The organism is Arthrobacter sp. YD4 (assembly GCF_030410515.1).
GTDB lineage: Bacteria > Actinomycetota > Actinomycetes > Actinomycetales > Micrococcaceae > Arthrobacter.
This window is the reverse complement of record NZ_JAUHHD010000001.1, coordinates 618,107-642,913: the sequence shown is the minus strand read 5'-3', so window position 1 is coordinate 642,913 and position 24,807 is coordinate 618,107. Positions and strand designations below refer to the sequence as shown.

The following is a 24,807-nucleotide window of genomic DNA, read 5'->3' as shown; positions in this document are numbered from 1 at the left end:
CCGGGCATCCACAGCCCCCGTGGCCCGCTCCGCCGGCAGCGCCCGGCGGCCGCATGCCTGATCGGAAAGCCGGGACCATGAGCATTTTTGAAGACCGGGTCGACGCCGGGCGGCAGCTGGGGAGGCGCCTCTGGGACCTGCGGGGCAAGGACATTGTGGTGCTGGGACTTCCCCGCGGCGGCGTGCCCGTGGCGGCGGAGGTAGCCGCGGCCCTGGACGCCCCGCTGGATGTGATCGTGGTCCGGAAACTGGGCCTGCCCTACCAGCCGGAACTGGCCATGGGAGCGATCGGGGAGGGCGGGGCCCGGGTCCTCGAAGAACACGTCCTGGCCCAGTCCCGGGTGGGCGAGGACGAGCTCCTTGCCGTCGAGGACCGCGAGCGTGCGGTCCTGGAGAACCGGGTGGCCCGGTTCCGCAAGGGCCGGCGCCGCCAGGACCTGACCGGCCGGATCGCCGTGATCGTCGACGACGGGATCGCCACCGGCTCCACGGCACGGGTCGCCTGCAAAATCGCTCGACAGCTGGGCGCCGCCCGGGTGGTCCTGGCCGTGCCGGTGGCGCCCGCGGACACCCTCGCCCGGCTGGTGGAGCCCGACGAGGTGATCTGTCTGGCCACCCCGCGCCAATTCACCGCCGTCGGCTACCACTACCGGGACTTCTCACCCACCGAGGATGACGAGGTGGTCCAGCTCCTCGACGCCGCAGCCCGCCGGCTCCACGACGCCCCGGCGTATCCGGGCACGGGCGCGGCCGCGGCACCGGAACCGGCGGAGGTCGAGGAAGAAGTGGAGATCCCGGCCCACGGCGTGCGGCTGGCGGGGCAGCTGCACCTTCCGGTGCCGGCGCGCGCCGTCGTCGTCTTTGCGCACGGCAGCGGCAGCAGCCGGCACAGCCCCCGGAACCGCTTCGTGGCCGGGGTGCTGCAGCACGCCGGGCTGGGGACCCTGCTGCTGGACCTGCTGACCCCGGCCGAGGAACGCGACCGGGCGAACGTCTTCGACATCCAGCTGCTCGCCCGCAGGCTTACGGCCGCCACGGAATGGCTGGGTACCCGCAACGACACCGCAGTGTGCGACGTGGGCTACTTCGGGGCCAGCACCGGCGCGGCGGCGGCGCTGTGGTCCGCATCCGAACCCTTCGCCCGGGTCACGGCCGTGGTCTCCCGCGGCGGCCGGCCGGACCTGGCCGGCCCGCGGCTCGCCGCCGTGCGCGCCCCGACGCTGCTGATCGTCGGCGGCCTGGACACCGAGGTCCTGGAGCTGAACCGCCAGGCCAAGGCGCAGCTGCGCTGCCCGAACCAGCTGGCCGTGGTCCAGGGGGCCACGCACCTCTTCGAGGAACCGGGGACCGTTGCCGCCGCGGCCATCCTGGCCAGAGACTGGTTCGGCAAGCACCTCGCGCCCGCGAGGGCCGCCACCGCCAAGGAGTGATGCATGCAGTACACGTACACCGCCGTCGTGCCGGCCAGCTGGGAAGAAGCAGTGGCGAAGACCAAGGCGGCGCTCGCCGCCCAGGGCTTCGGGGTGCTGTCCGAGATCAACGTCCGCGACACCTTCGCGGCAAAACTGGGGGAGGACGCCGCGTCGGCCGTGGGCGACTATGTGATCCTGGGTGCCTGCAACCCGCACCTGGCCAGCAAGGCGCTCGCCGCCGAACCGGAGCTCGGCGCCCTGCTTCCGTGCAACGTGGTGGTCCGCCGCGGGGCGGGGGATCCGGCCACGACGGTCCAGGCGATCGACCCGCAGACCATGGTGCAGCTCAGCGACAGCGATGCGGTGCGTGAGGTGGCGGACGACGCCGGCACCCGGCTCCGTGCAGCCCTCGACGAACTGGTGCAGGGCTCCGACGCCGGCTCATAGGACCGGGGCCGGGCCGGAGTCCCTGCCTGGAAACCGCTACTCGGCGTGCCCTTGGTCCCGGCTCATCTGGCCCTCCGCCGGGGGAGTCTCGCCGGGCGGAACGCCGCCGCCGGGCTCCAGCCCGGTGATGTTTCCCTCCAGCGGGTCCGGGTTCGGGGACGCCGCGGCATCGGGCTGGCCGTCGCCGCGGGCCGCGGCATGCCGGGCCTTCAGCGCCTCCGCGGCCTCCGGGTCCGCCGAGCCGCCGCCGGGCTTGGGCGGGTCCGGGTTGGCCGGGTCATTTTCGGGGTGGTAGCTGCTCATGGTGATGCCTTCCGTCGGGCCTGCTCAGGACGCTTTGATAAGCATGCTGACTATCCTAGCCGCCCGCGGCACCCCCGGACAGCCTTCGCCCGGAACTCCGCCTACGTGCCGTGCCGCCGGTTGCCCCCGTGCCGGTGCGCACGGACCGCGTACGCGAGTAGCGCGACGCCGGCGAGGATCACTACCGCCGGGACGACGACGGCGGACGGTACCAGGACGGCCGCCGCCTGCACCAGGAACAGGATTCCCAGCACGCCCAGCACGGCGGCGGGAGCCAGCGGCCACCGCATCCGGACCGGGGTTCCGCCCTGGGCGGTAGGCGACGCCCCGGACTCCGGTTCCCCGTGGACCGGGACCAGGGCGAGCACGGCGAAGGTCACCGCCAGGCCCAGGAAGAAGACGGCGGCGGTGGTGGCATCCGGGAGGCCTGCCGGCAGGGCCACCACCACCGCCAGGGTCAGCATCACCCCGCACGGAATCAGCGCCCACCAGAAGCCGGGGACCCGCAGGAAGACGGCCGCGAACCCCGCCGCCATGAGGACGAACAGGAAGGCGCCGGCCCGGCCGCCCGCGCCGGCCTGGCCGGCCAGGATCACGGCGGCCAGGCCCAGGAAGACCGAACCGGGTATCGCCGCCCACCAGAAGGCCCGGTCCCGGACGAACAGCACTGCGAAGGCCACGCCCACGGCCGCGAAGATCAGCGGCGGGATCACGACGGCGCCCGCCAGTACCCCGAGGACGTCGAGCAGCCACAGCAGCCCGACGCCCATCAGGGCCAGGCCCGCTACGATGCTGGTTCGTGCCGACTGCATGGGTTGCCTCCCGGGCGTCACGCCGTCCCGGCGGCCCCGGCCTGTGCGGCGTCGTCCTGGCCCACGATCAGGACCGGGCACTTAGCGTGGGCGGCGCAGGCGCCGCTTACCGATCCCATCACCTGGGCGAGGAAGCCGCCGCGGCCCCGGCGGCCCACCACCAACAGCTGGGCGTCGGCGCTTTCGTCGACCAGCACCTTCGCCGGCGGGCCGAACTTCACCTCACGGCTCAGCCGCTCCGGGCGCTCGCTGCCGAAGGCCCGCTCCAGCGTCTCCTCCAGCAGCCGTTTGGCGGTCTCCTCCAGCTCTTCGGTGGACGCGGCGCGCTCCTCCGGCAGGTGGGAGGCGAAGAAGTGGTCGGAACTGCCCAGGCAGGTGACCACGGCCAGGGGGGCACCCAGACCGTCGGCCATGCGCCCCGCGAGACGCAACGCAGTCGTCGAGAATTCCGAGCCATCGACACCCACGACAATCCGCTGATCTGCGCCCATGCCCCCACGATCGCCGCCGCCCCGGCCGCCGCCTAGGGCCGAAAGTCACCGCGGGAGGAGCCGGTGTAGCACTGTCCTCTGGGCGGGCCCTGTGTGCGGCGGGGCCGCGGCCGATCTAGGGTGGAGCCACGGCAGCGTCGCGACCACCGAGGAGAACCGATGAGAATTGCACTAACCGGAGCAAACGGAAAACTGGGACGGCACGTGGTCCGCAGGCTTAGGGCCGACGGCCACCAGGTGACAGCCCTGGACCAGACCGGAGAACGGGACCCCGGCTTCACCCGGGTGGACCTGCGCAACTACGGCCACGTGGTGGACGTGATCCTGGGCCTGGACGACCGGCACGAGGGCTTCGACGCGATCGTGCACCTGGCCGCGATCCCGGCGCCCGGACTGGCCCCGGACGCGGCCACCTTCGAGAACAACATGCTGGCCACCTACAACGTCTTCCAGGCCGCCCGCCGGGCCGGGATCAAAAAAATTGTTTACGCCTCCAGCGAGACCGTGCTGGGCCTGCCCTTCGACATCGACCCGCCCTACATCCCCGTGGACGAGGAATACCCCGCCCGCCCGGAGAGCACCTACTCCCTGGTCAAGCACCTGGAGGAGCAGATGGCCATCCAGCTGACCCGCTGGGACCCCACCCTGAGCATCAGCGCCCTGCGGTTCTCCAACGTCATGGACGCCGAGGACTACGAGGAATTCCCTTCCTTCGATGCCGACGCCCGGCTGCGCAAGTGGAACCTCTGGGGCTACATCGACGGCCGCGACGGCGCACAGGCCGTGGCCCGGGCGCTGGCGTACACCGAGCCCGGCTTCGAGGCCTTCGTGATCGCCAACGCCGACACCGTCATGAGCCGGCCCAGCGCCGAACTCGCCGCGGAGGTCTTCCCCGGTGTGAAGGTGGTCAAGGACCTTGGCGAGCACGAGACGATGCTCTCGATCGACAAGGCCCGCCGCGTCCTCGGTTACGAACCGGAACACAGCTGGCGCGACTACCACTCGCTCGAGACCACCCCCACCGAAGACTGAGGACCCGCATGGACTACCGCACCCTGGGCGCCAGCGGCGCCGTCGTCTCCAACTACGCCCTCGGCACCATGACGTTCGGCGCCGAGGCTACCGAGGAACAGTCGCACGCGATCCTCGACCGGTACGTCGCCGCCGGCGGCAACTTCATCGACACCGCCGACGTGTACTCCGCCGGCGTCTCGGAGGAAATCATCGGCCGCTGGCTCGCAGCCCGTCCGGACGCGCGGGACTCGGTGGTGATCGCCTCCAAGGGCCGCTTCCCGATGGGGGCGGCACCCAACGACGTCGGCACCTCCCGGCGGCACCTGACCCGGGCACTGGACGATTCGCTGCGCCGGCTGGGCGTGGACCACATCGACCTGTACCAGCTGCACGCGTGGGACCCGATCACCCCGCTGGAGGAGTCCCTGCGGTTCCTCGACGATGCCGTGCGCAGCGGCAAGATCGGCTACTACGGCTTCTCGAACTTCCTCGGCTGGCAGTTGACCAAGGCCGTGCACCTGGCCCGCGCCCACGGCTGGAACCCGCCGGTGACCCTGCAGCCGCAGTACAGCCTGCTGGTGCGCGAGATTGAGTCGGAGATCGTGCCGGCCTCCCTCGACGCCGGGATCGGCCTGCTGCCCTGGTCGCCGCTGGGTGGCGGCTGGCTCTCCGGCAAGTATCGGCGCGACCAGGCCCCGCAGGGCGCAACCCGCCTGGGCGAGAACCCGAAGCGCGGCATGGAGGCATGGGAGGCGCGCAACGCGGATCCGCGCACCTGGGAGATCGTCGACGCCGTGCACGCGATCGCGGAAGGGCACAACGTCAGCGACGCCCAGGTGGCGCTGGCGTGGCTGGCGAAGCAGCCGGCGGTCACCTCGCTGATCCTGGGGGCGCGGAGCGTGGAGCAGCTGGAGGACAACCTCGCGGCGGCGGGGCTGGAGCTCTCCGACGACGAGCTGGCGCGGCTCGATGAGGTCAGCGCGCCCCGCGTCGGCGTCTACCCGTATGGGCCGATGGCCCGGGAACAGCGCAGCCGCAAGATCGCCGGCGGCCGCTAGCGCAGGGTTGCCTCCCGGCTTACGGGGCGGCGGCCGTCCCCGGTTGCGGGGCGGCTCCCGGCCCGGGGGCGGCCGCGGCTTCGTCCTTGCCGGCGTTTTGCTGGTGGCTGCTGGACCAGATGTCGCCGATTTCCTCGGTGGACTGCTCCACGATGCGCCGCATGGCGGCGTGGGCGGCGTCCATTTCGCCGCGCTGGATGGCGCTGGCGACGTCGACGTGCAGCTGCAGCGCCTCGTGCTGGGGCAGGTGCGGCATCAGGCCGTGCTCGGTGCGGCCGGTGAGGACCTCGGCCACCAGGTTGTGGAGCTGGGAGAACATCGGGTTGCCCGAGGCCCGGAGCACGGCGGCGTGGAACTCGATGTCCAGGCGGAGGAACTCGTCCTGATTGCCGCGCTGGCCGGCCGCCCAGAGGCGGGCGGCCTGCGCCACCAGGTCGCTGCCGGCCTCCCAGGTGGCCCGCTCCGCGGCTAGCCGCGCCGCCTGCGGTTCGATGGCGCCGCGCAGTTCGTTCAGGGCCCGGAGCTGGTCCACCCGGCGCGACGAGGCCAGGCGCCACCGGATCACCTGCGGGTCGTAGAGGTTCCAGCATTCCTCCGGCCGGACGACGGTGCCGAGCCGGCGGCGGGATTCCAGCATGCCCATGGCCGAGAGCACCCGGGTGGCCTCGCGCACCACGGACCGGGACACCCCGTGCCTGGTCTCGAGTTCATCCAGCCGCAGGATTGAGTGCGGCGCCAGTGTCCCCTCGGCAATGGCGAGGCCCAGCGTCTGGACCAGCACGGAGTGCAGGTCAGCTGAAGACTCCGCCTTTGGGGTTTGCATGAATAAAGCATACGGGTGGGCGCAAGGGGTTGTTTAAGTCTGCTTTATTTCACTAGGATCGCTCCAGAGCAGATGTAAAGATGCATCCGCGCACGGCTGGACCGGGTCCGGCCCTGAAGACAAGGGAGTCGTAATGAAGCGGCGTTCTATGGTGAAATACGCGGCGGTGGCCGCGGCCCTCTCGCTCGGACTGACAGCCTGCGGCGGTGGCAGCGGCAGCAGCGATGCCAAGGCAGCCGGCACCGTCCGGGTCACCCTGGCCAACCACGTGTGGACCGACGGCATCAAGGCCGCGATCCCCGAGTTCGAGAAGGCCACCGGCCTCAAGGTCGAACTCACCCAGCTCGGCGAGGACCAGCTCTCCGACCAGTACAACGTCAAGCTCAATGCCGGCAGCGACGAAATCGACGTCATGATGTACCGCCCGCTCCAGGAGGGCAAGGCGTTCGCCAAGAACGGCTACCTCGCGGACCTGACCTCCAAGGTCACCGGCGACGCCGGCTGGGACTGGAAGGACTACCAGGATGGCCCGGTCAAGGCCTCCACCGTCGACGGCAAGGTGGTCGGCGTCCCGATCATCACCGAGCGAGAGGTCCTCTACTACCGCAAGGACCTGCTGCAGGCCGCCGGCATCGAGGTTCCCAAGACCATGGACGAACTGCAGGCCGCCGCCCAGAAGATCTCGGCCGCCAACCCGGACACCGCCGGCTTCGTGGCCCGCACCGGCAAGTCCGCCGCCGTCACCCAGTTCTCCAGCTTCCTCTACAGCTTCGGCGGCGACTTCATCGACGCCAACGGCAAGTCCGCCATCGGCAGCGACGCGGCCAAGAAGGCCTACTCCTTCTACGGCGGACTGATCAAGAACTCCGGCCCCAAGAACGTCAGCACCGACATGAGCTGGCCCGAGGCGATGGCCATCTTCACCCAGGGCAAGGCCGCCTTCTACACCGAGGCCGACTCGCTCTACAAGAACGCCACCGACCCGGCCAAGTCCAAGGTCGCCGACAAGGTGGGCTTCGCCGCCCTCCCCGCCGGCCCGGCCGGTTCCAAGCCGTACAACATCCCCTCGTGGGGCCTGGCCATCAACAAGGCCTCCAGCAACCAGGACAACGCCTGGAAGTTCATCCAGTGGGCCACCAGCAAGGACCGCACCCTGGCCGCACAGAAGGCCGGCGTCCCCGGCCCGCGCGCCTCGGTCTGGGCCGACCCGGCCGGCACCTCCACCTACCCGAAGGACCTCGCGGACGCGATCGCCGTCAGCGCCAAGAACGGCGTCGGCCACGACCGTCCCGAGGTTGTCACCGTCGGCAAGGCCCGCGAAATCGTCGGTGCCCCGATCGTCGCCACGATCACCGGCGCTGATGCCTCCACCGAGGCCTCCTCGGCGTCGGACGCGTTCCAGAAGTTCCTGGACAGCGAAAAGAAGTAGCGCTCCTTCCTCTGCGGGACGGCCGGTTTCCGGCCGTCCCGCGGGGGACCGCTCCACTCCGGGCCGGAACGCCGGCCCCACCTTCACCCCCTGACTCCTTAGGTGAACCATGTCTGTTCTGAACACCACCCGCAGCGACACGCCGCCGGGGACCGCCGGCCGCGGCCCGGCTCGCTCAGCCGGCCCGCAGCGAAGCTTCTCCGCTTGGGCCAACCGGCACCGCAAGTGGCTCTTCGCCGCCCCGGCGATGATCTTCGTCGGCGTCCTGATCATCTTCCCGCTGGCCTGGACCCTGTACCTGAGCCTGACCGACTCGCAGGGCTCGGTCCGCGCGGCGTCGGAGTTCATCGGCCTGGACAACTACGTCGCGGTGCTCTCCGACGTCGAACGGTTCTGGCCCGCCGTCGGCCGCACGCTCTCCTTCACCGGCGTGGCCCTGATCTGCGAAGTAGTTCTGGGCATGGGCATCGCCCTGCTGCTCTGGCGGCCGTTCCGCGGCGAGAAGTGGGTCCGCGTCGCGATCCTGCTCCCGCTGGTGGCCACCCCCGTGGCGGTCGGCATGATGTGGCGCCTGATCTTCGACCCCAACATCGGCTTCGTCAACCAGCTCCTGGGCATGATCGGCATCCCGCCGCAGCCGTGGCTCTCCGGCCAGGACACCGCCCTGGGCACCACCATCTTCATGGACATCTGGCAGTGGACGCCCATGGTGGTGCTGATCCTCCTCGCCGGCCTGACTTCGCTCTCGGACGAACCCGACGAGGCCGCCCGGATGGACGGCGCCAACTCCTTCCAGCGGTTCTTCTTCATTACCCTGCCGCTGATGATGCCGACCGTGATCGTCGCCATCCTGCTGCGCGGCATCGACGCGCTGAAGACCTTCGACATCCTCTACGCCACCAAGGGCAAGGGCGGCGGCTCCTTCCACGAGGTGGAGACCCTGAACGTCTACGCCTACGGCCTGAGCTTCGACTACAACCAGTACGGGCTCTCCTCCGCGGTGCTGATCCTGTTCTTCATGATCATCATCGGCACCATGTGGCTGCTGACCATGCGCAAGAAAGCGGTAAGCAAATGACCGTCCCCACCCAGACCCCGGCCGGCACCGTCCCCGCCCCGTCCGCGGCGCCCCGTCCCGCCCGCCGCCGCAAGCCGCTGGCCACCCGCGCCTATAAGGTCTTCCGCGTCGTCGCGCTGATTGCCGTCGTGCTCTTCCTGATAGCCCCGCTGATCTGGATGCTGCTGGCCTCCTTCAAGACCAACGTGGACATCTACGACACGGCCAAGTCCTTCGTCTTCACGCCCACCGGCGAGAACTACGCCAACGTGCTGCAGCGGAACAACTACTTCATCTTCATCTTCAACAGCTTCTGGGTGGCCTTCGTCTCCACGGCGCTGTCCCTGGTGCTCGGCGTCCCCGCCGCCTACGCCATGAGCCGGTTCACCATGCACCGCTCGGCCCTGGTGGTCCTGATGGCCCGCGTCATCCCCGGCGTCTCGCTCCTGGTGCCCTGGTACTACGTCTTCTCCAACCTGAAGATGGTGGGCGGCTTCGAGGTGCTGATCCTTAGCCACATGTTCGTCGCGCTGCCGCTGATCGTCTACATCATGATGAGCTACTTCGACTCGCTGCCGCTGGAACTCGAGGAATCCGCGCAGGTGGACGGCCTCACCCCGATCGGGGCGTTCCGCCGGATCACCCTGCCGCTCTCCGTCTCCGGTATCGCCACGGCCGGCATCCTGTCCTTCATCTTCTCGTGGAACAACTTCATGTTCGCCCTGGTGCTCTCCGGCTCGAAGACCAAGACCCTGCCGGTGGCGATCTTCGACTTCGTCTCCTACGCCAGCATCGACTGGGGCGGACTGATGGCCGCCGCCACGGTGGTCACCATCCCGATCATGATCATTGCGCTCTTCACGCAGAAATACATCGTCTCCGGCCTCACCGCCGGGGCCACCAAGGGCTAGGCACGTATGACACGCATCAGCAGAATCGAAACCTTCCTCGTCGCGCCGCGCTGGCTCTTCGTCCGGATCGAGACCGAGAGTGGAATCGTCGGCTGGGGCGAGGCCACCTGCGAGGGCCGCAGCGAAACCGTCCGCACCGCCGTGGACCAGCTCTCCGAGGTCCTGATCGGCCAGGATGCGCTGCGGATCGAGGACCACTGGCAGGTGATGACCAAGGGCTCCTTCTACCGCGGCGGCCCCATCCTGGCCAGCGCCGTCTCCGGCCTGGACCAGGCCCTTTGGGACATCGCAGGCAAGCACTTCAACACCCCCGTGCACCAGCTCCTGGGCGGCCACGTCCGGGACCGGATCCGGATGTACGGCTGGGTGGGCGGTGACGAACCCAACGAGGTGGCGGACCAGATCAGCGCGCAGCTGGAGGTGGGCCTCACCGCGGTGAAGATGAACGCCAGCGGACGGATGAGCCCGCTCGCCTCCGTGGCCGAGCTCGACGGCGTCGTCCGCCGGGTCGCCGCCGCGCGCGAGGTCCTGGGCGAGCACCGCGACGTCGCCGTCGACTTCCACGGCCGCTTCAGCCTGGCCAACGCCCGCCGGGTGGCGCCGCTGCTGGAGCCCTACCGGCCGTTCTTCCTCGAGGAGCCCGTGGTGCCGGAGAACACGCACCTGCTGCGGGAGTTCACCGCCTCCACCACCACCCCGGTCTCCACCGGCGAGCGGCTCTACAGCCGGCAGGAATTCCTGCCCGCCCTGCAGGCCGGCATCGCCGTGGCCCAGCCGGACCTCTCCCACGCCGGCGGCATCACCGAGGTGCGCAAGATCGCCTCGCTGGCCGAAATCTACGAGGTCCAGCTGGCCCCGCACTGCCCCCTGGGGCCGCTGGCCCTGGCCGCCTGCCTGCAAGTGGGGTTCGCGACGCCGAACTTCCTGATACAGGAGCAGAGCATCGGCATCCACTACAACCAGGGCGCCGAGGTCCTGGACTACGTGGTGGACAAGACGCCGCTGAAGTTCGTCGACGGCCACATCGAGCGGCTCACCGGCCCGGGCCTCGGCATCGAGATAGACGAGGCCGTGGTCCGTGCCGCGGACAAGCGCGGCCATGCCTGGCGCGGCCCGGTCTGGCGCCACAACGACGGCGCCTTCGCAGAATGGTAGGAAGCGTGAACACCACCCTCACTTCAGCGGCGCTGCTGGGCGGCATCAGCGCCACCCGCCTGGTCGCCATCGTGCGCGGCAACGACGGCGGAGCAGCCGCCCGCGCGGCCCTCGCCGCCCTCGGGGAGGGCTTCCGCTTCGTCGAGATCGCCCTCACCACCCCCGACGCCCTGGGCGCCATAGCGGCGGTCCGGGCCGCGGCGACCGAGGGCTGCTACGTCGGCGCCGGCACCGTCCTGACCGCCCACGATGTCGCCGACGTTGCCGAGGCCGGCGGACAGTTCATCGTGACCCCCTCGCTGGCTTCCTCCATCGAGGAAGCGGTCCGGCTGGAGCTGCCCGTCCTGGCCGGGGCGTTCACCCCCAGCGAGTCCTACGAGGCGATGAACCGCGGTGCCACGGCCGTGAAACTCTTCCCCGCCTCCGTCGGCGGCCCCGGCTATTTGAAGGCCGTCCGCGACCCGTTCCCCGGCATCCCCTTCATCGCGGTGGGAGGCGTGGGACTGAACGAGGCCGGAAGCTACTGGGATGCGGGCGCCGTGGGCGTGGGCCTGGGCGGTCCGCTGTTTGGCGACGCCGCCTCCGGCGGGGACCTCGAACCCGTCCGGGAACGCGCCCGCGCATTCGTCGAACTAGCCTCCGGCTACGCCGCGGGTCAGCCGTGAGCGTCGACCTGCTCACCCTCGGTGAGGCCATGGTCTCGCTCCGCTCCGCCGGTCCGCTCTCGGCCGGAGGGAGCCTGGGCATGCACGTGGCCGGGGCCGAATCCAACGTGGCGGTCGGCGTCGCCCGGCTGGGCCACCGCGTGGCCTGGGCCGGCGTCGTCGGGGCCGACCCGCACGGCGAATTCATCCTGCGCGGCCTGCGCGGCGAGGGCATCGACGTCCGCCACCGGGTGGAGGACACCCGCGGCACCGGGGTGATGTTCCTCGAACGGCGCACCGCGGACATCAGCCGGGCGTTCTACTACCGGGCCGGGTCCGCCGGCTCCACGCTCAACCGGCACGACGTGGACCGGGCCTTCGCCGCCTCGCCCCGGGCGCTGCACCTGACCGGCATCACCCCGGCCCTCAGCCCGGACGCGCGCCGGGCCGTGGAGTACGCCGCCGCGCGCGGCGCCGCCGAGGGGCTCGCCGTCTCCCTGGACGTGAACTACCGCGCCAAGCTCTGGTCCCGCGACGAGGCACGCGCCGTGCTGACGCCGCTGGCCCGGCATGCCGCGGTGCTGATCGCCTCCGACGACGAACTGGACCTGGTGGCCGACGGCGGCGAGCGCCACCGCCGGGGGACCGGGGTCACCGCCGCCGTTCCGGTTGCCGGTGCCGCTGCCCAAAGCGCCGGCGCGGAGCGGGAGGCGGCCATGGCCGCGGAACTGCTGGGCCGAGGCGTCCTCGACGTCGTGGTCAAACGCGGCGCCGCCGGCGCCGGCGTCTACACCGCCGCAGGGCGCCTGGAGGCCCCCGCCGTCCCCGTCACCAGCATCGACACCGTCGGCGCCGGCGACGCCTTCACCGCCGGCTACCTCTCGGCCCTGCTCGAGGGCCTCGGCACCGCCGAACGCCTGCGCCGCGGCACCCTGGCCGGCGCCTTCGCCGTCAGCTCCGCCGGCGACTGCGAGGGACTGCCCACCGCCGCCGAACTGGCCCTGCTGGGCGCCGTCCCGGACGGCGGCACGCAGCGCTGAGGCGCCCTCATCCTTTGTCACCGTCCGCCGTCACTGTCCGCCGCGAAAGGACCGCTCCACCCATGAAAATCATTGCCGCCGACGTCTTCGTCACCAGCCCGTCCCGGAACTTCGTGACCCTCCGGATCACCACGGAGGACGGGGTGACCGGCATCGGGGACGCCACCCTCAACGGCCGCGAACTGGCCGTCGCCGCGTACTTGAAGGAACACGTCGCCCAGCTGCTGATCGGCAAGGACCCGCACCGGATCGAGGACACCTGGCAGTTCCTCTACCGCAGCTCCTACTGGCGCCGCGGCCCGGTTACCATGGCCGCGATCGCGGCCGTCGACATGGCGCTCTGGGACATCAAGGGCAAGCTCGCCGGGATGCCCGTCTACCAGCTGCTCGGTGGCGCCTCCCGCAACGGGCTCCGCGCCTACGGCCACGCCTCGGGCTCGGACCTGCCCTCCCTGTTCGACTCGGTCCGCGAACACCTGGAGCTGGGCTACAAGTCCATCCGGATCCAGACCGCGGTCCCCGGGATCAAGGCCGTCTATGGGGTGGCCGCGCAGGCCCAGGCCTCGGGCGAGCGGTACGACTACGAACCGGCCGGGCGCGGCGCGTTCCCGCAGGAGGAGGACTGGGACACCCGCGCCTACCTGCGGCACCTCCCGACCGTTTTCGAAGCGGTCCGGAACGAGTTTGGCCCGGAACTGCCGCTGCTGCACGACGGCCACCACCGCATGACGCCCATCCAGGCCGCCAAGCTGGGCAAGGCCCTGGAACCCTACGACCTCTTCTGGCTGGAGGACTGCACCCCGGCGGAGAACCAGGAGGCGCTGCGGCTGGTGCGGCAGCACACCACCACCCCACTGGCGATCGGCGAGGTCTTCAACACCGTTTACGACTTCCAGGCCCTGATCAAGGAACAGCTGATCGACTACGTGCGGGCCGCCTCCACCCACTTCGGCGGCATCAGCCCGTTGAAGAAGGTGATGGACTTCGCCGCCCAGTACCAGGTCAAGTCCGGCTTCCACGGCCCCACGGACATCTCCCCGGTGGGCTTCGCCGCACAGTTGCACGTGGGCCTGGCCATCCACAATTACGGCATCCAGGAGTACATGCAACACTCGGCGGCGACAAACGAGGTCTTCGAACAGTCGATGACCTTCACCGACGGCTACCTGCACCCGGGGGAGGAGCCCGGCCTGGGAGTTGAATTCAATGAGGAAGCCGCTGCCGCGTACCCCTACCAGCAGGCCTACCTGCCCTACAACCGCCTGGTCGACGGGACCGTCCACGACTGGTGACCGGCAGTGCCGGGCACCGAGTGGTGCCTGGCATCCCTGGGTCACACAGGGGCGGGCACGAAGGAGCAGGCACCGCACAGAAGGCCCCGGGCGGCGAGTCGAGGCTCAGCCGGCCGGGGCCTGGTCTGTGGACGGCGCGCCGGTATTCCGGTCTGCGCCGTCGGGCGGGCCTAGTGGATCAGTTCCCGGGTCATGCCGAAGGGGACCTGGTCCGAGAGCGCCGCGGTGTAGTGGCCGGGCTTGTGGCGGGTCAACAGGATGCCGTGGGTGCCGGTGAGCATGGCCACCCGCTGCAGGCCCTGGACCGCGTCGTTGAGCCGCTCGTCCAGCAGCCGCCGGCTGTCCACCTGGATCTCAATGCACTCGTTGGCTGTGGTCATCGGAACTGCCTCTCCCGGAGCGTCCCCTGCGCACCATTTCACCCCGCTGTGTCACCGTGCGGACCACGGCTGAAGTGAGATTAGCCTCTGGGTTAAATGTGAGTCAAATCACCACGCGGGCGGCGCGCCGGAGCATTTTCCCGGCGTCCGGCGCCGTCAAAAGCCCGGCTCCCAGCAAACCGGGATAATCTTCCCTGAACATTAATGGCCACGGAGTGAAAAGGCGGACGCGGGCAATGGCGCAAGACCAATCAGGAGAACGCCCGGGCTGGTGGCGGGTCTTCCACGACAAGTTTGTCGTCGAAGAGCGGTACATGGAGCCCGGGGACCGCCGCAGGCTCTACCGCACCGGCGCCATCCTCATGGTCGTCGGCGCCGCGCTGTTCACCTTCATCCTGATCAGCGTCCTGACCCACACCGGCATCAGCGTGGTGGACGAGCCGATCCGCTCCGGCCTGGTGGCCCTGCGCGGCGAGCCCGCCACCACCATCATGATCATCCTTGCGATCGTTTTCGGCCCGATCGGCCTGCCCATCATCATCCTGGTGGTGACCGTCGCCTGGGGCCTGCTGGCAAAGCACGCCTGGCGCCCCATGGTGCTGGCCGGCGCCATGCTGACAGGCGTCATCCTGGCCCAGCTGATCGGCCACGCCGTCGAACGCCACCGCCCCCCGGTGGACCTGATGCTCTTCGGCGCCGACGCCACCTTCTCCTTCCCCTCCGGCCACGTCCTGGGCGCCTGCGACTTCCTGCTGATCACCAGCTTCCTGGTCTTCTCGCGGCGCCGGAACCCGCGGGCCGCCGTCGTCGGTTTCACCGTCGCCGGGATCGGCATTGTCTTCGCCGCGCTCAGCCGGCTGTACCTGGGGTATCACTGGACCACCGACGCACTGGCCTCGCTGTCCATCTCCTTCGTGATACTGGGCGCGGTCATACTGCTCGATACGTGGCGGACCGTCCGCATCCCGGGCGAGCCGGTCACCGGCGAGCTCTCCAAGAAGGAAGCCGCCGCGGAGTAGGCCCCCGACGGCGCGCCGCTCCTCTAGCGGGCCGCGCGCCGCTGCGCCTCCTTGCGCCGCTCAAGCTCCCGGCGAAGCCCGGCGTTGGCGGCCTCCAGCTCCAGCACCTTGGCGACGCCGGCCAGGTTCAGGCCCTCCGCCAGCAGCTCGCCAATCCGCCGCAGCACGGCAAGATCCGTCTCGCTGTATTGCCGGGTGCCGCCCGCCGTGCGGTCGGGCGTCAGCAGGCCCTTGCGCTCGTACAGCCGGATGTTCTGCTGCCCCGTGCCCACGAGGTCGGCCACCACCGAAATCGCGTAGACCCCCACGTCGTCCCCCCGTTGCGCCATGCTGCCCTCCTTCGGGTCGACGCCGCCGCGGCGCCGGAAAATCCTCTTGCACCACTCTCACGCCGGTGCTATAAAAAAACTATATCCGCCACCATAGATAATCCATAGATGGGAGGGGCGGCGGATAGCCCGAAAACCTGAAGGACTCTCGGATGAAGGAGTGGGAAATGATGTTGATGCGTACGGACCCGTTCCGTGAACTGGACCGGCTGACCCAGCAGGTCTTCGGAACCACGGCGCGGCCTGCCGCGATGCCGATGGACGCCTGGCAGGAGGACGGCGAATTCGTCGCCGCCTTCGATCTCCCCGGCGTCAATGTCGACTCGGTGGACCTCGACATCGAACGGAACGTCCTGACCGTCCGGGCCGAGCGCCGTGACCCGACCCAGCCGAACGTCGAGATGATCGCCTCGGAGCGGCCGCGCGGCGTTTTCAGCCGGCAACTGATCCTGGGCGATTCGCTGGACACGGAAAACATCAAGGCCAGCTACACCGACGGCGTGCTGACCCTGCGCATCCCGGTCCTGGAGAAGGCCAAGGCGCGCAAGATTGAGATCACGCACAGCCAGGACAGCATGCACGAGATCGCCAAGTAGCACCGGCGGCATTGCTGCCGGTTTGGCGTAGGATCCGGTGCCCTCGGGCGCCGGGTCCCCGCCGTTCCCAAGTAGCAGTCGAAAGGAGCCGTCCGAAAGGAGGGGCGGGGCCGTGAACCGTGACCCGCGGGGCCTGTATGCCGCCCTCGGCGTCGGGCCGGATGCCACCGGCGCTGACATCCGGCGCCGGTACCGGGCGCTGTTGCGCCACCTGCACCCCGACGTCGGGGCGCCGGGAGGGGAGGACGTGCGCCGGGTCCTTGAGGCCTTCGCCGTGCTCCGCCACCCGGAATCCCGGGCCAGCTACGACCCGGCCTACGGGCGGACCGATGGCTTCGAGCGCGCCGGCCGGGATATCCCGGTGCGGCGGCATGCGACGCAGCCGCTGGTCCGGGTCACCCCGGTGCGCTGGGAACGCGGACCGGGGTGACCCGCGGCCGCCGGGGCCCCGCACCCCCACCACAGCTGGATGAGAGGAGGGCAGCCATGAGCGCATGGCGGCAATACGATTCACACCTGATCCCCGCTTTCCACGAACGCTTCGAGGAACGCTGGGGCGAGGGCACGGCACCGTTCCTTGACCCGGAGGCGCACGAACTTCCCCTGCCGCGCGCCCAGTGGATCAACGTCGACACCGGCGCGGCGCTGGCCGTGGTGCCGATCTGGGCCGCCGAGGACAGCCAGCACCGCTCGTTCGGGGTCTTCTACCTGCCCCCGGCGGGCGATATCTGGGTCCTGCGCCCCGGCTTCACCGCCTACCTGGAGCCGGCGGCGGACGACGCCGAGCAGTTGCTCACCCTGCGCAATGACGCGTTCAAGAAGGCCGTGGCGCACGCGAAGGAGTTCCTGTTCGGTCCCGAAGGCGTGAACTACTGACCCGGTCCTCCCGGGTCGGCCGGCCGCGGCGCGGCGGCGCGGGCCGGAGGTTTAGGAAGCGCCCCGCTCCGGGCCTAAGATCAATCAATCACCAGCGCAACTGCATAGGGGAACCACCGATGAAAGCTTCCGCCCGCGATCTGGCCGCCATCCTGCCCGCAGGGTTCACCATGGGCGTGGCCACGGCCGCGTTCCAGATCGAAGGCGCGCTGGACGAGGACGGCCGGGGCAAATCCGGCTGGGATGTCTTCGCCGCGGTGCCGGGCGCCATCGTGGACGACCACAGCCCGGTCATGGCCTGCGACCACTACCACCGGATGCCCGAAGACGTCGCGCTGATGAAGGACCTGGGCATCGACTCCTACCGGTTCTCGCTCTCCTGGCCGCGCATCCAGCCCGGCGGCAGCGGCCCGGTCAACCCCAAGGGCCTGGACTTCTATGACCGGCTGATCGACCTGCTGCTGGCCAACGGAATCGCCCCGATGGCCACCCTCTACCACTGGGACACCCCGCTGGAACTGGACGAGGCCGGCGGCTGGATGAACCGTGACACCGCGTACCGCCTGGGCGAATTCGCCGAGATCGCGGCCGCGGCCTACGGCGACCGGGTGGCCCGGTGGGTCACCATCAACGAACCCGCCACGGTCAGCGCCAACGGGTACATGCTGGGCGTCCACGCCCCCGGCGAATCGCACATGCTCAAGGCCCTGCCCAGCGTCCACCACCAGCTCCTCGGCCACGGCCTGGCGCTGCAGGCCCTCCGGGCCGCCAAGGTCCCGGGCGGGATCGGCATGACCAACGTCTATTCGCCGATGGTCCCGGCGTCCATCAACCCCCTGGACAAGGTCAGCGCCGGCATCATGGACATGGGACAGAACCGGCTCTACGCCGATCCCGTCCTGCTGGGCAAATACCCGGACGCCATCCGTGCCGCCACCTTCTTCTCATCCTTCAGCCCCTCCAAGGAGGACATGGAGCTCATCTCGCAGCCCCTGGACTTCTACGGGCTGAACTACTACATGCCCACCCGGGTCGCGGCCGGCCCCGGCGAGGGCACCGTGCCGGAGGGCATGGCTGAGGCTATGGGCAACGACCTGAACGGCGGCGGGGGAGCGACGCCGTTCCACGTCGAGAGCTTCCCGGACACCGAACTCACCGCCTACGGCTGGCCGATCAAGCCCGACTACATGGCCGTGGCGCTGGCCGAGATGGCCGAGCGCTACCCCAACCTGCCGCCGGTCTACATCACCGAGGGCGGCGCCAGCTTCCAGGACCTGGAAATCCACGACGCCGAGGGCCGGCTGATCGTCCCGGACGAGCGCCGCGTGCGCTACCTCGCCGAGCACATCGAGGCGGCCATCGAGGCGACCTCCCCGGGCGGTACGGCGGAATCGATCGACCTGCGCGGCTACTACGTGTGGTCCCTGCTGGATAACTTCGAATGGTCCGCGGGCTACCACCAGCAGTTCGGCCTGCTGCACGTGAACCGGGACAGCATGGAGCGCACGCCCAAGGCCTCGTTCCACTGGCTCCGCGAGGTCATGGCGGCCCGGCGGGCGTCGGCAAGCACGCCGGCCGAAACCAGCACGAAGGAATCCGCACCGGCCGAAGCCGGCCCGGCGGAAACCGCGCCGGCGGCCGGCTAAAGCAGGTCCAGTTCCTGCAGGCGCTTGACCATGCCGGCGCCGTCGGGAGAGTAGATCCACGGCACCCCGGACGCGCTGTGATCGCCGCTGCCCGAGTGGCCGCCGGCCAGCACCGCCTCACCGGCGGAGAGCTGCCGGATCCCGATCGCCGCCACCTGGCTGGCGTGCTCCCGCACGAAGTCCGAGTAGATCTCCTCGTCGTGCTGGCCGTTGTCGCCGAAAAGCAGCCAGCGCATGTTGGGGAACTCGGTGGCCAGCAGTTCCAGGTTCCGGCGCTTGTGGTCCTGGCCGCTGCGGAACCAGCGGTCGTGGGTCAGGCCCCAGTCGGTGAGCAGCAGCGTCCCCTGCGGGTAGAGATTGCGGGTCATGAACCGGGCCAGGGTGGGCGCCGCGTTCCACGGCCCGGTGGACAGGTAGATCACCGGCGCCTCCGGGTACTCCACCATCAGCCGGTCCATCAGCACGGCCATGCCCGGGGTGGCCATCCGGGCGCGTTCGTTCAAAACGAAGGTGTTCCACAGCGCCAGGAACGGGCGGGGGAGGGCGGTGACCATGATCGTGTCGTCGATATCGGAGACGATGCCCAGCGTGGTGTCCGGGGAAATGACATAAATCCGGGCCTCGGCGGGCTCGGTGCCCTCGGCGTGGATCGTGGCGGTGTGCCAGCCCGGTTCGAGCCGCACGGGGATCACGGTGTCCACGATCCCGCCGCGGTCGGCGTGGACCGTCGTCGTGACGCCGCCGATCTCGATCTCCACCTCGACGAACTGGATCGGCACCGAGGTGAACGCGCGCCAGCCGCGGATGTTTTGGTTCCCGTTGAGTGCCACCTGCTCGGCCCGGCTGCCGGGTGCCGGTTTGCTGGTCAGCAGCACCCGGGCCAGGACCCGGACCCATTCGGTGGAGCCGTACCCCTGGTAGGCGATGGTCTGCGGCGAGAATTTCCAGCGGCGCGCCGCCTTCAGGCGCAGGTGGTTTACCGAATCCGAGACCAAGTGCGCGAGCCGCAGCGCCTGGCTGGCTGACGGGGCGGACCTGGGGGCGGGTTGTTGGGGCGCCATTTCCATGACACCACTCTCCCACAGCGTCAGGGCGGCCCCAGCAGATCCCGCAACGTCAGGGCGTTGCGCACCGCGTGCCCGCCGCCGTCGTTGTTGAAGTAGGCGTAGAAGTCCCGCCCGGCGTCCAGCCACTCGCCAATCCGCGCCGCCCACCAGCGGAGGTCATCGTCCGGGTAGGAGCCGGCGTAGAGCCGGTCCGGGTCCGGGCCGTGCAGCCGGACGTAGACGAACGGCGCGGTGGCGCGCAGGATGCAGGGCAGGCCGGCGCCGCTCATCACGCAGTACGCCGCGGCATGGCGCTCCAGCAGGGCGTACACCTCCGGATGGTCCCAGCTGGGGTGCCTGAACTCGACGCTCACCCGGATCCACCCGGGCAGCGCCGCGAGGAAGTACTCCAGCCGCGCGTCGTCGCGTTCCAGGTCCGGGGGCAACTGGACCAGCAGCACACCCCGCCGCTCGCCCAGCTCGTGCCATCCGCGGACGATCCGCTCCGTCCACGCCTCCGGCCCGTAGAGTTTCCTGCCGTGGGTCAGGCCCCGCGGTGCCTTGACGGACAGGACGAACCCTTCCGGGAGCCGCTCCCGCCAGCCGGCGAACGAGCTCTCCCGCGGCCAGTGGTTGAAGCTCGCGTTCAGCTCAACCGTGTCGAGACGGGCGGCGTAGTAGGCCAGCCGCTTGGCCGCGGGCAGCCCGGGCGGGTAGAACACGCCCGCCCAGTGGTCGTAGCTCCAACCGCTGGTCCCGATGTGGGCCGTCCCGCGCGGAGGCCGCGCCTGCCCTGGCTGATCCTCCGGCATGGGAGGGATCCTAGCCCAGGCCCGTATGGCACGCTAAGAGCCATGGCACGCATCGAGGATTATGCAATGGTCGGCGACCTGCACACCGCCGCCCTGATCAGCACCGAGGGTTCGATCGACTGGCTCTGCCTGCCGCAGTTCGACTCGCCGGCCTGCTTCAGCGCCCTGCTGGACACCCCGGAGGCCGGCCGCTGGCTGCTCGCACCGGCCGGGGGCGGCGAATGTACCCGCCGGAAGTACCGCAAGAACACCCTCATCCTCGAGACCGAGTGGGAAACCCCGGAGGGCAAGGCCAAGGTCATCGACTTCATGTCCCCGCGCGACGGCGCCGCGGACATCGTCCGGATCGTGGTGGGCATCCGCGGCAGTGTCCGGATGCGCGGCCAGCTGGCGCTCCGGTTCGACTACGGCAACATCATCCCGTGGGTCCGCCACGACGAGCACGGCATCCACGCGATCGCCGGGCCCGACGCCGCCTACCTCGTCACCGACGCCCCGCTGCGCGGCGAGCACCTGCAGACCGTCTCCGACTTCACCGTGAAGGCCGGCCAGCGGATCCCGTTCGTCCTCACCTGGGCCCCGAGCCACCTGGGACGGCCGCGGAAGGTGGACCCCGAGGCGGTGCTGGAGGCCACCGAATCCTTCTGGCTGCAGTGGGCGGACCGGTGCCGGATCACCGGCCCGTACCGGGAGCCCGTGCTGCGCTCGCTGATCACGCTCAAGGCTCTCACCTTCGCCCCGACCGGCGGGATCGTTGCCGCCGTGACCACGTCCCTGCCGGAGGAACTCGGCGGCGAACGCAACTGGGACTACCGGTACTGCTGGCTGCGGGATGCGACCCTGACGCTGCAGGCGCTGTTGGCGTCCGGCTACTCCGAGGAGGCCGGGGCGTGGCGGGACTGGCTGCTGCGCGCCGTCGCCGGAGACCCCGCGGACCTGCAGATCATGTACGGCCTGCACGGCGAACGCCGGCTGCCGGAACTGACCCTCGACTGGCTGGCCGGTTACGAGAAATCGACGCCGGTCCGGGTCGGCAACGCCGCCGCTGGGCAGCTGCAGCTGGACGTCTGGGGCGAGGTGCTGGACGGGCTGGCGCTGACCCGTTCGGCCCTGCTGCAGCATCCCGACGAGTCCTGGGACGTCCAGGTGGCCCTGATGGAGCACCTGGAGACGGCCTGGAACCAGCCGGACAACGGGCTCTGGGAGATGCGCGGACCCCGCCGGCACTTCACCCACTCCAAGGTGATGGCCTGGGTGGCGGCGGACCGGATGGTCAAGGGCGTGCGCGACTTTCACCTGCCCGGCCCGGCGGACCGCTGGGAAGACCTCCGGGACCGGATCCACGCGGATGTCATGGCCAACGGGTTCGACGCCGAACGCAACACCTTCGTCCAGTCGTACGGCCGGCCGGAACTGGACGCCAGCCTGCTGCTCATCCCGAGGGTGGGGTTCCTGCCGCCGGATGATTCGCGGGTGATCGGCACCATCGAGGCCATCCAGCGGGAACTCACGCACGACGGCTTCGTGCTGCGCTACCGGGTGGAGCAGAGCGACGACGGCGTCGCCGGCGGGGAGGGCGTCTTCCTGGCCTGCTCGTTCTGGCTGGTGGAGGCCCTGCTCGGGGCCGGCCGGCGCCGCGAGGGCGAGGAGCTGTTCAAACGGCTGCTGGCGCTGCGCAACGACGTCGGCCTGCTGAGCGAGGAATGGGGCGTCGAGGAGGCCCGGCAGCTGGGCAACACCCCGCAGGCCTTCAGCCACTTCGCCCTGATCCGCACCGCGCTGCAGTTGGAACCGGAGAAGGGGGAACGCGGCGACTAGTCGCTCCGGCCGCACTCGCGCGCCGCCGGCAGCAGCCCCCGGAATCACGCCGGGGACTTTCCTCCAGAGCTTAGATAAGTATACTTACTAACGTCCCCCACGAGGGGAACAGCACTGAAGGAGTTGGCGATGGCAGGATACTTTGAGCTCGTAGACGCACCCGACGGCGGGTACCGGATCCGGATGATTGACGCCGCAGGGGACCTGATGGCGGTCTCCGTGACCTTCCCGACCAAGCGGGCGGCGGTGGCCGGGATCGCCCAGGCCCGCGAGATCGCAGGGACCGGACTGGTCCGGGACCGCAGCGGCGACGGTCAGACCGCGATCATGGCGTCGATGGCCAAGCGGCGGACGGCTGGTGCGGGGCGTGGATCCTCCCTGACCGGCGGCACACTGGCTGCGACGAAGCGAACCCGTGCCCATCACTGACCACCCGCGCGCGGCCGTCCTCTTCGACGTCGACGGCACGCTGGTCGACTCCTCCTACCTTCACACCCTGGCGTGGTGGCAGTCCTTCCGCCAGGCCGGCCTCGACATGCCGATGGCGAGCATTCACCGCTCGGTTGGCATGGGCGGCGACAAACTGCTGGACCACCTGCTGCCGGACCGGGACCGCGACGGCGACGACGCCCTCACCGCCTCGCAGGCGGCCGTCTTCGCCACGTACTGGCCGGCGCTGCGCCGCACCGACGGGGCCCGCGAACTCCTGGTCCAGTGCCACGACGTCGGGCTCGCCGTCGCCCTCGCCTCCTCCGCCCACGGGCGGGACCTGGAGATGCTGCGCGCCGCGATCGACGCCGACGCCTACCTGCACGCGGCCACCAGCTCGGCCGACGCGGAGGAGAGCAAACCGCAGCCGGACATCCTGGTCGCCGCGCTGGAGGCCGTGGGCGTTGCCGCGGCCGACGCGGTCTACGTCGGCGATTCGGTCTGGGACATCAAGGCCGCCGCCAAACTCGGCATTCCCACGGTCGCCGTGACCTGCGGTGGCACCAGCGAGGCCGAATTGCGCGACGCCGGCGCGGCCGAGGTCTACGAAAACCCGCGCGCCCTGCTCGCCAACCTCGCCGGCAGCGCCATCGGGAAGCTCGCCGCGCGGAGCCGCTGACGCACTGGCACCCGGCGCTGGCCGCCGGTGGAGTGAACCGTGCCCCGCGCCGGTCCCGTCCACAGTTTTCACCCGAAAGATTCGACCCGAGAGAGAGGAATGCACATGCAGGCACTCACATGGCAGGGCAAACGATCCGTGAGTGTGGAAGAGGTCCCGGATCCGGTCATTCAGGAACCGACGGACGCAATTGTGAAAATCACCTCGACCGCCATCTGCGGCTCCGATCTGCACCTATACGAGGTCCTCGGCCCGTACATGCACAAGGGTGACGTGATCGGCCATGAGCCGATGGGCGTCGTCGTCGAGGTAGGCAGCGCCGTCACCAACCTGGCGATTGGCGACCGCGTGGTCATTCCCTTCAACATCTCCTGCGGCAATTGCTTTATGTGCAACATGGGGCTGCAGTCCCAGTGCGAGACCACCCAGGTCAAGGAAAAGGGCTCCGGCGCATCGCTGTTCGGCTTCTCCGAGCTGTACGGCTCGGTGCCCGGCGGCCAGGCCGAATACCTGCGGGTCCCGCATGCAGACTACGGTCCGATCAAGGTGGGCTCGGAACTGCCGGACCAGCGCTACCTCTTCCTCTCGGACATCCTGCCCACCGCGTGGCAGGGCGTGAAGTACGCCGATGTGCCCAAGGGCGGAACCCTGGCCGTAATGGGGCTGGGACCCGTGGGGCAGTTCGCCTCGCGGATCGGCCGGCACCTGGGGCTGCGGGTCATCGCCGTGGATCCAGTGGCCGAGCGGCGTGCCATGGCCGAGCGGCACGGCGTGGAAACCCTCGACTTCTCCAGGGACGTGGCCGAAGAGTTGCGCTCCATGACCCAGGGCCGCGGCGCCGACTCCGTGGTGGACGCCGTCGGCATGGAGGCGCACGATTCGCCGGTTGCCTCCTTCATGCAGCACGCGGCCGGGCTGCTCCCGGACAAGCTGGCGCAGAAGACGTTCGAGAGCGCCGGGGTGGACCGGCTCTCGGCCCTGCATACCGCCCTCGACGCGGTCCGCCGCGGCGGCACCGTCTCCCTAAGCGGCGTCTACGGCGGCGAGGCCTCGCCGATGCCGCTGATGTCCATGTTCGACAAACAGATCCAGCTGCGGATGGGCCAGTGCAACGTCCGCCGGTGGACCGAGGACCTGCTGCCGCTGGTGGAGGACGACGCCGACCCGCTGGGCGTCATGGACCTTGTCACCCACGAGGCCAGTCTGAGCGAGGCCCCGGCCATGTACGAGATGTTCCAGAAGAAGCAGGACGGCTGTATCAAGGTGGTCCTGAAGCCCTAGGCAGCCGA

Annotated in this window: 28 protein-coding genes; 20 read left to right on the top strand and 8 right to left on the bottom strand. The window is 70.0% G+C overall.

Annotated elements, in window-relative coordinates:
* Positions 1-77 precede the first annotated feature (77 nt).
* Both QWJ39_RS02995 and QWJ39_RS02990 read left to right on the top strand, forming a co-directional pair.
* On the top strand, positions 78-1,430 hold the full coding sequence (locus QWJ39_RS02995; protein ID WP_290256205.1) for a phosphoribosyltransferase family protein: 1,353 nt from the start codon (positions 78-80) through the stop codon (positions 1,428-1,430).
* A 3-nt stretch (positions 1,431-1,433) separates the two neighbouring features.
* Positions 1,434-1,859 (top strand): DUF302 domain-containing protein, encoded by a 426-nt coding sequence (locus QWJ39_RS02990; protein WP_290256204.1) that lies wholly within the window; start codon positions 1,434-1,436, stop codon positions 1,857-1,859.
* Positions 1,860-1,895: 36 nt separating this feature from the next.
* On the opposite strand, the gene QWJ39_RS02985 is transcribed toward QWJ39_RS02990, so the two are convergent.
* The 3 genes from QWJ39_RS02985 to QWJ39_RS02975 all read right to left on the bottom strand — a co-directional run bounded on the left by QWJ39_RS02985 (position 1,896) and on the right by QWJ39_RS02975 (position 3,465).
* The gene (locus tag QWJ39_RS02985; RefSeq protein WP_290256203.1) at positions 1,896-2,162 is read right to left on the bottom strand and encodes a DUF6480 family protein; all 267 of its coding nucleotides are present in this window, start codon (positions 2,160-2,162) and stop codon (positions 1,896-1,898) included.
* 101 nt (positions 2,163-2,263) lie between these two features.
* Entirely contained in the window at positions 2,264-2,974 is a 711-nt protein-coding gene (locus QWJ39_RS02980) for a hypothetical protein (protein ID WP_290256202.1), read from the bottom strand.
* Positions 2,975-2,991: 17 nt separating this feature from the next.
* Positions 2,992-3,465 carry a universal stress protein gene (locus tag QWJ39_RS02975; protein ID WP_290256201.1) on the bottom strand — a complete coding sequence of 158 codons (474 nt, stop codon included), beginning with the start codon at positions 3,463-3,465 and terminating at the stop codon, positions 2,992-2,994.
* Positions 3,466-3,624: 159 nt separating this feature from the next.
* On the opposite strand from QWJ39_RS02975, the gene QWJ39_RS02970 reads away from it, so the two are divergent.
* Positions 3,625-4,497, top strand: a complete 873-nt coding sequence (locus tag QWJ39_RS02970) for an NAD(P)-dependent oxidoreductase (RefSeq protein WP_290256200.1) — start codon at positions 3,625-3,627, stop codon at positions 4,495-4,497.
* Positions 4,498-4,505: 8 nt separating this feature from the next.
* Positions 4,506-5,537 carry an aldo/keto reductase gene (locus QWJ39_RS02965; RefSeq protein ID WP_290256199.1) on the top strand — a complete coding sequence of 344 codons (1,032 nt, stop codon included), beginning with the start codon at positions 4,506-4,508 and terminating at the stop codon, positions 5,535-5,537.
* 19 nt (positions 5,538-5,556) lie between these two features.
* Here QWJ39_RS02965 and QWJ39_RS02960 read toward each other — a convergent pair whose 3' ends face one another.
* Positions 5,557-6,360: an FCD domain-containing protein gene (locus QWJ39_RS02960; protein ID WP_290256198.1), complete on the bottom strand. Its 804-nt coding sequence runs from the start codon at positions 6,358-6,360 to the stop codon at positions 5,557-5,559.
* A 133-nt stretch (positions 6,361-6,493) separates the two neighbouring features.
* Here QWJ39_RS02960 and QWJ39_RS02955 point away from each other — a divergent pair, with 133 nt between their 5' ends.
* From QWJ39_RS02955 to manD, 7 genes are all read left to right on the top strand, one after another.
* The gene (locus tag QWJ39_RS02955; RefSeq protein ID WP_290256197.1) at positions 6,494-7,789 is read left to right on the top strand and encodes a sugar ABC transporter substrate-binding protein; all 1,296 of its coding nucleotides are present in this window, start codon (positions 6,494-6,496) and stop codon (positions 7,787-7,789) included.
* Between the two features lie 109 nt (positions 7,790-7,898).
* Positions 7,899-8,867 (top strand): sugar ABC transporter permease, encoded by a 969-nt coding sequence (locus QWJ39_RS02950; protein WP_290256196.1) that lies wholly within the window; start codon positions 7,899-7,901, stop codon positions 8,865-8,867.
* Positions 8,864-9,757, top strand: coding sequence for a carbohydrate ABC transporter permease (locus tag QWJ39_RS02945; protein ID WP_290256195.1), 894 nt, complete (start codon positions 8,864-8,866; stop codon positions 9,755-9,757). The genes QWJ39_RS02950 and QWJ39_RS02945 overlap by 4 nt, the downstream gene beginning before the upstream one ends.
* 6 nt (positions 9,758-9,763) lie before the next feature.
* Entirely contained in the window at positions 9,764-10,912 is a 1,149-nt protein-coding gene (gene dgoD, locus QWJ39_RS02940) for a galactonate dehydratase (RefSeq protein WP_290256194.1), read from the top strand.
* Positions 10,913-10,917: 5 nt separating this feature from the next.
* Complete coding sequence (locus tag QWJ39_RS02935; RefSeq protein ID WP_290256193.1) at positions 10,918-11,577, top strand: bifunctional 4-hydroxy-2-oxoglutarate aldolase/2-dehydro-3-deoxy-phosphogluconate aldolase; 660 nt, start codon at positions 10,918-10,920, stop codon at positions 11,575-11,577.
* Positions 11,574-12,596 carry a sugar kinase gene (locus tag QWJ39_RS02930; RefSeq protein ID WP_290256192.1) on the top strand — a complete coding sequence of 341 codons (1,023 nt, stop codon included), beginning with the start codon at positions 11,574-11,576 and terminating at the stop codon, positions 12,594-12,596. The genes QWJ39_RS02935 and QWJ39_RS02930 overlap by 4 nt, the downstream gene beginning before the upstream one ends.
* Before the next feature lie 62 nt (positions 12,597-12,658).
* Positions 12,659-13,888 carry a D-mannonate dehydratase ManD gene (gene manD, locus QWJ39_RS02925; RefSeq protein ID WP_290256191.1) on the top strand — a complete coding sequence of 410 codons (1,230 nt, stop codon included), beginning with the start codon at positions 12,659-12,661 and terminating at the stop codon, positions 13,886-13,888.
* Positions 13,889-14,058: 170 nt separating this feature from the next.
* On the opposite strand, the gene QWJ39_RS02920 is transcribed toward manD, so the two are convergent.
* Complete coding sequence (locus QWJ39_RS02920) at positions 14,059-14,268, bottom strand: hypothetical protein (RefSeq protein ID WP_290256190.1); 210 nt, start codon at positions 14,266-14,268, stop codon at positions 14,059-14,061.
* Positions 14,269-14,504: 236 nt separating this feature from the next.
* Here QWJ39_RS02920 and QWJ39_RS02915 point away from each other — a divergent pair, with 236 nt between their 5' ends.
* A complete protein-coding gene (locus QWJ39_RS02915) occupies positions 14,505-15,287 on the top strand; it encodes a phosphatase PAP2 family protein (RefSeq protein WP_290256189.1) in 783 nt (260 codons plus the stop codon).
* Positions 15,288-15,310: 23 nt separating this feature from the next.
* On the opposite strand, the gene QWJ39_RS02910 is transcribed toward QWJ39_RS02915, so the two are convergent.
* The gene (locus QWJ39_RS02910) at positions 15,311-15,616 is read right to left on the bottom strand and encodes a MerR family transcriptional regulator (RefSeq protein ID WP_290256188.1); all 306 of its coding nucleotides are present in this window, start codon (positions 15,614-15,616) and stop codon (positions 15,311-15,313) included.
* A gap of 170 nt (positions 15,617-15,786) precedes the next feature.
* Between QWJ39_RS02910 and QWJ39_RS02905 the strand changes: the two genes are divergently transcribed.
* From QWJ39_RS02905 to QWJ39_RS02890, 4 genes are all read left to right on the top strand, one after another.
* The gene (locus tag QWJ39_RS02905) at positions 15,787-16,212 is read left to right on the top strand and encodes an Hsp20 family protein (protein WP_290256484.1); all 426 of its coding nucleotides are present in this window, start codon (positions 15,787-15,789) and stop codon (positions 16,210-16,212) included.
* Positions 16,213-16,324: 112 nt separating this feature from the next.
* Positions 16,325-16,642: a J domain-containing protein gene (locus tag QWJ39_RS02900; protein WP_290256187.1), complete on the top strand. Its 318-nt coding sequence runs from the start codon at positions 16,325-16,327 to the stop codon at positions 16,640-16,642.
* Positions 16,643-16,698: 56 nt separating this feature from the next.
* Positions 16,699-17,088 (top strand): hypothetical protein, encoded by a 390-nt coding sequence (locus QWJ39_RS02895; protein WP_290256186.1) that lies wholly within the window; start codon positions 16,699-16,701, stop codon positions 17,086-17,088.
* A 119-nt stretch (positions 17,089-17,207) separates the two neighbouring features.
* Positions 17,208-18,734 (top strand): GH1 family beta-glucosidase, encoded by a 1,527-nt coding sequence (locus QWJ39_RS02890; RefSeq protein ID WP_290256185.1) that lies wholly within the window; start codon positions 17,208-17,210, stop codon positions 18,732-18,734.
* On the opposite strand, the gene QWJ39_RS02885 is transcribed toward QWJ39_RS02890, so the two are convergent.
* Together QWJ39_RS02885 and QWJ39_RS02880 are read right to left on the bottom strand one after the other, a co-directional pair.
* On the bottom strand, positions 18,731-19,801 hold the full coding sequence (locus tag QWJ39_RS02885) for a phosphatase domain-containing protein (protein WP_290256184.1): 1,071 nt from the start codon (positions 19,799-19,801) through the stop codon (positions 18,731-18,733). The two genes, QWJ39_RS02890 and QWJ39_RS02885, sit on opposite strands and share 4 nt — an antisense overlap.
* Before the next feature lie 20 nt (positions 19,802-19,821).
* Positions 19,822-20,592, bottom strand: a complete 771-nt coding sequence (locus QWJ39_RS02880) for a DUF72 domain-containing protein (protein ID WP_290256183.1) — start codon at positions 20,590-20,592, stop codon at positions 19,822-19,824.
* A 42-nt stretch (positions 20,593-20,634) separates the two neighbouring features.
* Here QWJ39_RS02880 and QWJ39_RS02875 point away from each other — a divergent pair, with 42 nt between their 5' ends.
* From QWJ39_RS02875 to QWJ39_RS02860, 4 genes are all read left to right on the top strand, one after another.
* Positions 20,635-22,410, top strand: coding sequence for a glycoside hydrolase family 15 protein (locus QWJ39_RS02875; protein WP_290256182.1), 1,776 nt, complete (start codon positions 20,635-20,637; stop codon positions 22,408-22,410).
* 129 nt (positions 22,411-22,539) lie between these two features.
* Positions 22,540-22,839 (top strand): hypothetical protein, encoded by a 300-nt coding sequence (locus tag QWJ39_RS02870; RefSeq protein WP_290256181.1) that lies wholly within the window; start codon positions 22,540-22,542, stop codon positions 22,837-22,839.
* A complete protein-coding gene (locus tag QWJ39_RS02865; protein WP_290256180.1) occupies positions 22,826-23,518 on the top strand; it encodes an HAD family hydrolase in 693 nt (230 codons plus the stop codon). Before QWJ39_RS02870 ends, QWJ39_RS02865 begins: the two co-directional genes overlap by 14 nt.
* 105 nt (positions 23,519-23,623) lie before the next feature.
* Positions 23,624-24,799 (top strand): zinc-dependent alcohol dehydrogenase, encoded by a 1,176-nt coding sequence (locus QWJ39_RS02860; protein ID WP_290256179.1) that lies wholly within the window; start codon positions 23,624-23,626, stop codon positions 24,797-24,799.
* The last annotated feature ends 8 nt before the right edge of the window (positions 24,800-24,807 follow it).

Bases quoted from the DNA above. Each gene is read 5' to 3' on its own strand.
- QWJ39_RS02960 (WP_290256198.1), bottom strand. From the start codon at position 6,360: ATGCAAACCCCAAAGGCGGAGTCTTCAGCTGACCTGCACTCCGTGCTG.
- QWJ39_RS02890 (WP_290256185.1), top strand. From the start codon at position 17,208: ATGAAAGCTTCCGCCCGCGATCTGGCCGCCATCCTGCCCGCAGGGTTC.
- QWJ39_RS02945 (WP_290256195.1), top strand. From the start codon at position 8,864: ATGACCGTCCCCACCCAGACCCCGGCCGGCACCGTCCCCGCCCCGTCC.
- QWJ39_RS02965 (WP_290256199.1), top strand. From the start codon at position 4,506: ATGGACTACCGCACCCTGGGCGCCAGCGGCGCCGTCGTCTCCAACTAC.
- QWJ39_RS02875 (WP_290256182.1), top strand. From the start codon at position 20,635: ATGGCACGCATCGAGGATTATGCAATGGTCGGCGACCTGCACACCGCC.
- dgoD (WP_290256194.1), top strand. From the start codon at position 9,764: ATGACACGCATCAGCAGAATCGAAACCTTCCTCGTCGCGCCGCGCTGG.
- QWJ39_RS02895 (WP_290256186.1), top strand. From the start codon at position 16,699: ATGAGCGCATGGCGGCAATACGATTCACACCTGATCCCCGCTTTCCAC.
- QWJ39_RS02905 (WP_290256484.1), top strand. From the start codon at position 15,787: ATGTTGATGCGTACGGACCCGTTCCGTGAACTGGACCGGCTGACCCAG.
- QWJ39_RS02920 (WP_290256190.1), bottom strand. From the start codon at position 14,268: ATGACCACAGCCAACGAGTGCATTGAGATCCAGGTGGACAGCCGGCGG.
- QWJ39_RS02970 (WP_290256200.1), top strand. From the start codon at position 3,625: ATGAGAATTGCACTAACCGGAGCAAACGGAAAACTGGGACGGCACGTG.
- QWJ39_RS02990 (WP_290256204.1), top strand. From the start codon at position 1,434: ATGCAGTACACGTACACCGCCGTCGTGCCGGCCAGCTGGGAAGAAGCA.
- QWJ39_RS02915 (WP_290256189.1), top strand. From the start codon at position 14,505: ATGGCGCAAGACCAATCAGGAGAACGCCCGGGCTGGTGGCGGGTCTTC.
- QWJ39_RS02885 (WP_290256184.1), bottom strand. From the start codon at position 19,801: ATGGAAATGGCGCCCCAACAACCCGCCCCCAGGTCCGCCCCGTCAGCC.
- QWJ39_RS02950 (WP_290256196.1), top strand. From the start codon at position 7,899: ATGTCTGTTCTGAACACCACCCGCAGCGACACGCCGCCGGGGACCGCC.
- QWJ39_RS02985 (WP_290256203.1), bottom strand. From the start codon at position 2,162: ATGAGCAGCTACCACCCCGAAAATGACCCGGCCAACCCGGACCCGCCC.
- QWJ39_RS02975 (WP_290256201.1), bottom strand. From the start codon at position 3,465: ATGGGCGCAGATCAGCGGATTGTCGTGGGTGTCGATGGCTCGGAATTC.
- QWJ39_RS02910 (WP_290256188.1), bottom strand. From the start codon at position 15,616: ATGGCGCAACGGGGGGACGACGTGGGGGTCTACGCGATTTCGGTGGTG.
- QWJ39_RS02995 (WP_290256205.1), top strand. From the start codon at position 78: ATGAGCATTTTTGAAGACCGGGTCGACGCCGGGCGGCAGCTGGGGAGG.
- QWJ39_RS02860 (WP_290256179.1), top strand. From the start codon at position 23,624: ATGCAGGCACTCACATGGCAGGGCAAACGATCCGTGAGTGTGGAAGAG.
- QWJ39_RS02870 (WP_290256181.1), top strand. From the start codon at position 22,540: ATGGCAGGATACTTTGAGCTCGTAGACGCACCCGACGGCGGGTACCGG.
- QWJ39_RS02880 (WP_290256183.1), bottom strand. From the start codon at position 20,592: ATGCCGGAGGATCAGCCAGGGCAGGCGCGGCCTCCGCGCGGGACGGCC.
- QWJ39_RS02955 (WP_290256197.1), top strand. From the start codon at position 6,494: ATGAAGCGGCGTTCTATGGTGAAATACGCGGCGGTGGCCGCGGCCCTC.
- manD (WP_290256191.1), top strand. From the start codon at position 12,659: ATGAAAATCATTGCCGCCGACGTCTTCGTCACCAGCCCGTCCCGGAAC.
- QWJ39_RS02980 (WP_290256202.1), bottom strand. From the start codon at position 2,974: ATGCAGTCGGCACGAACCAGCATCGTAGCGGGCCTGGCCCTGATGGGC.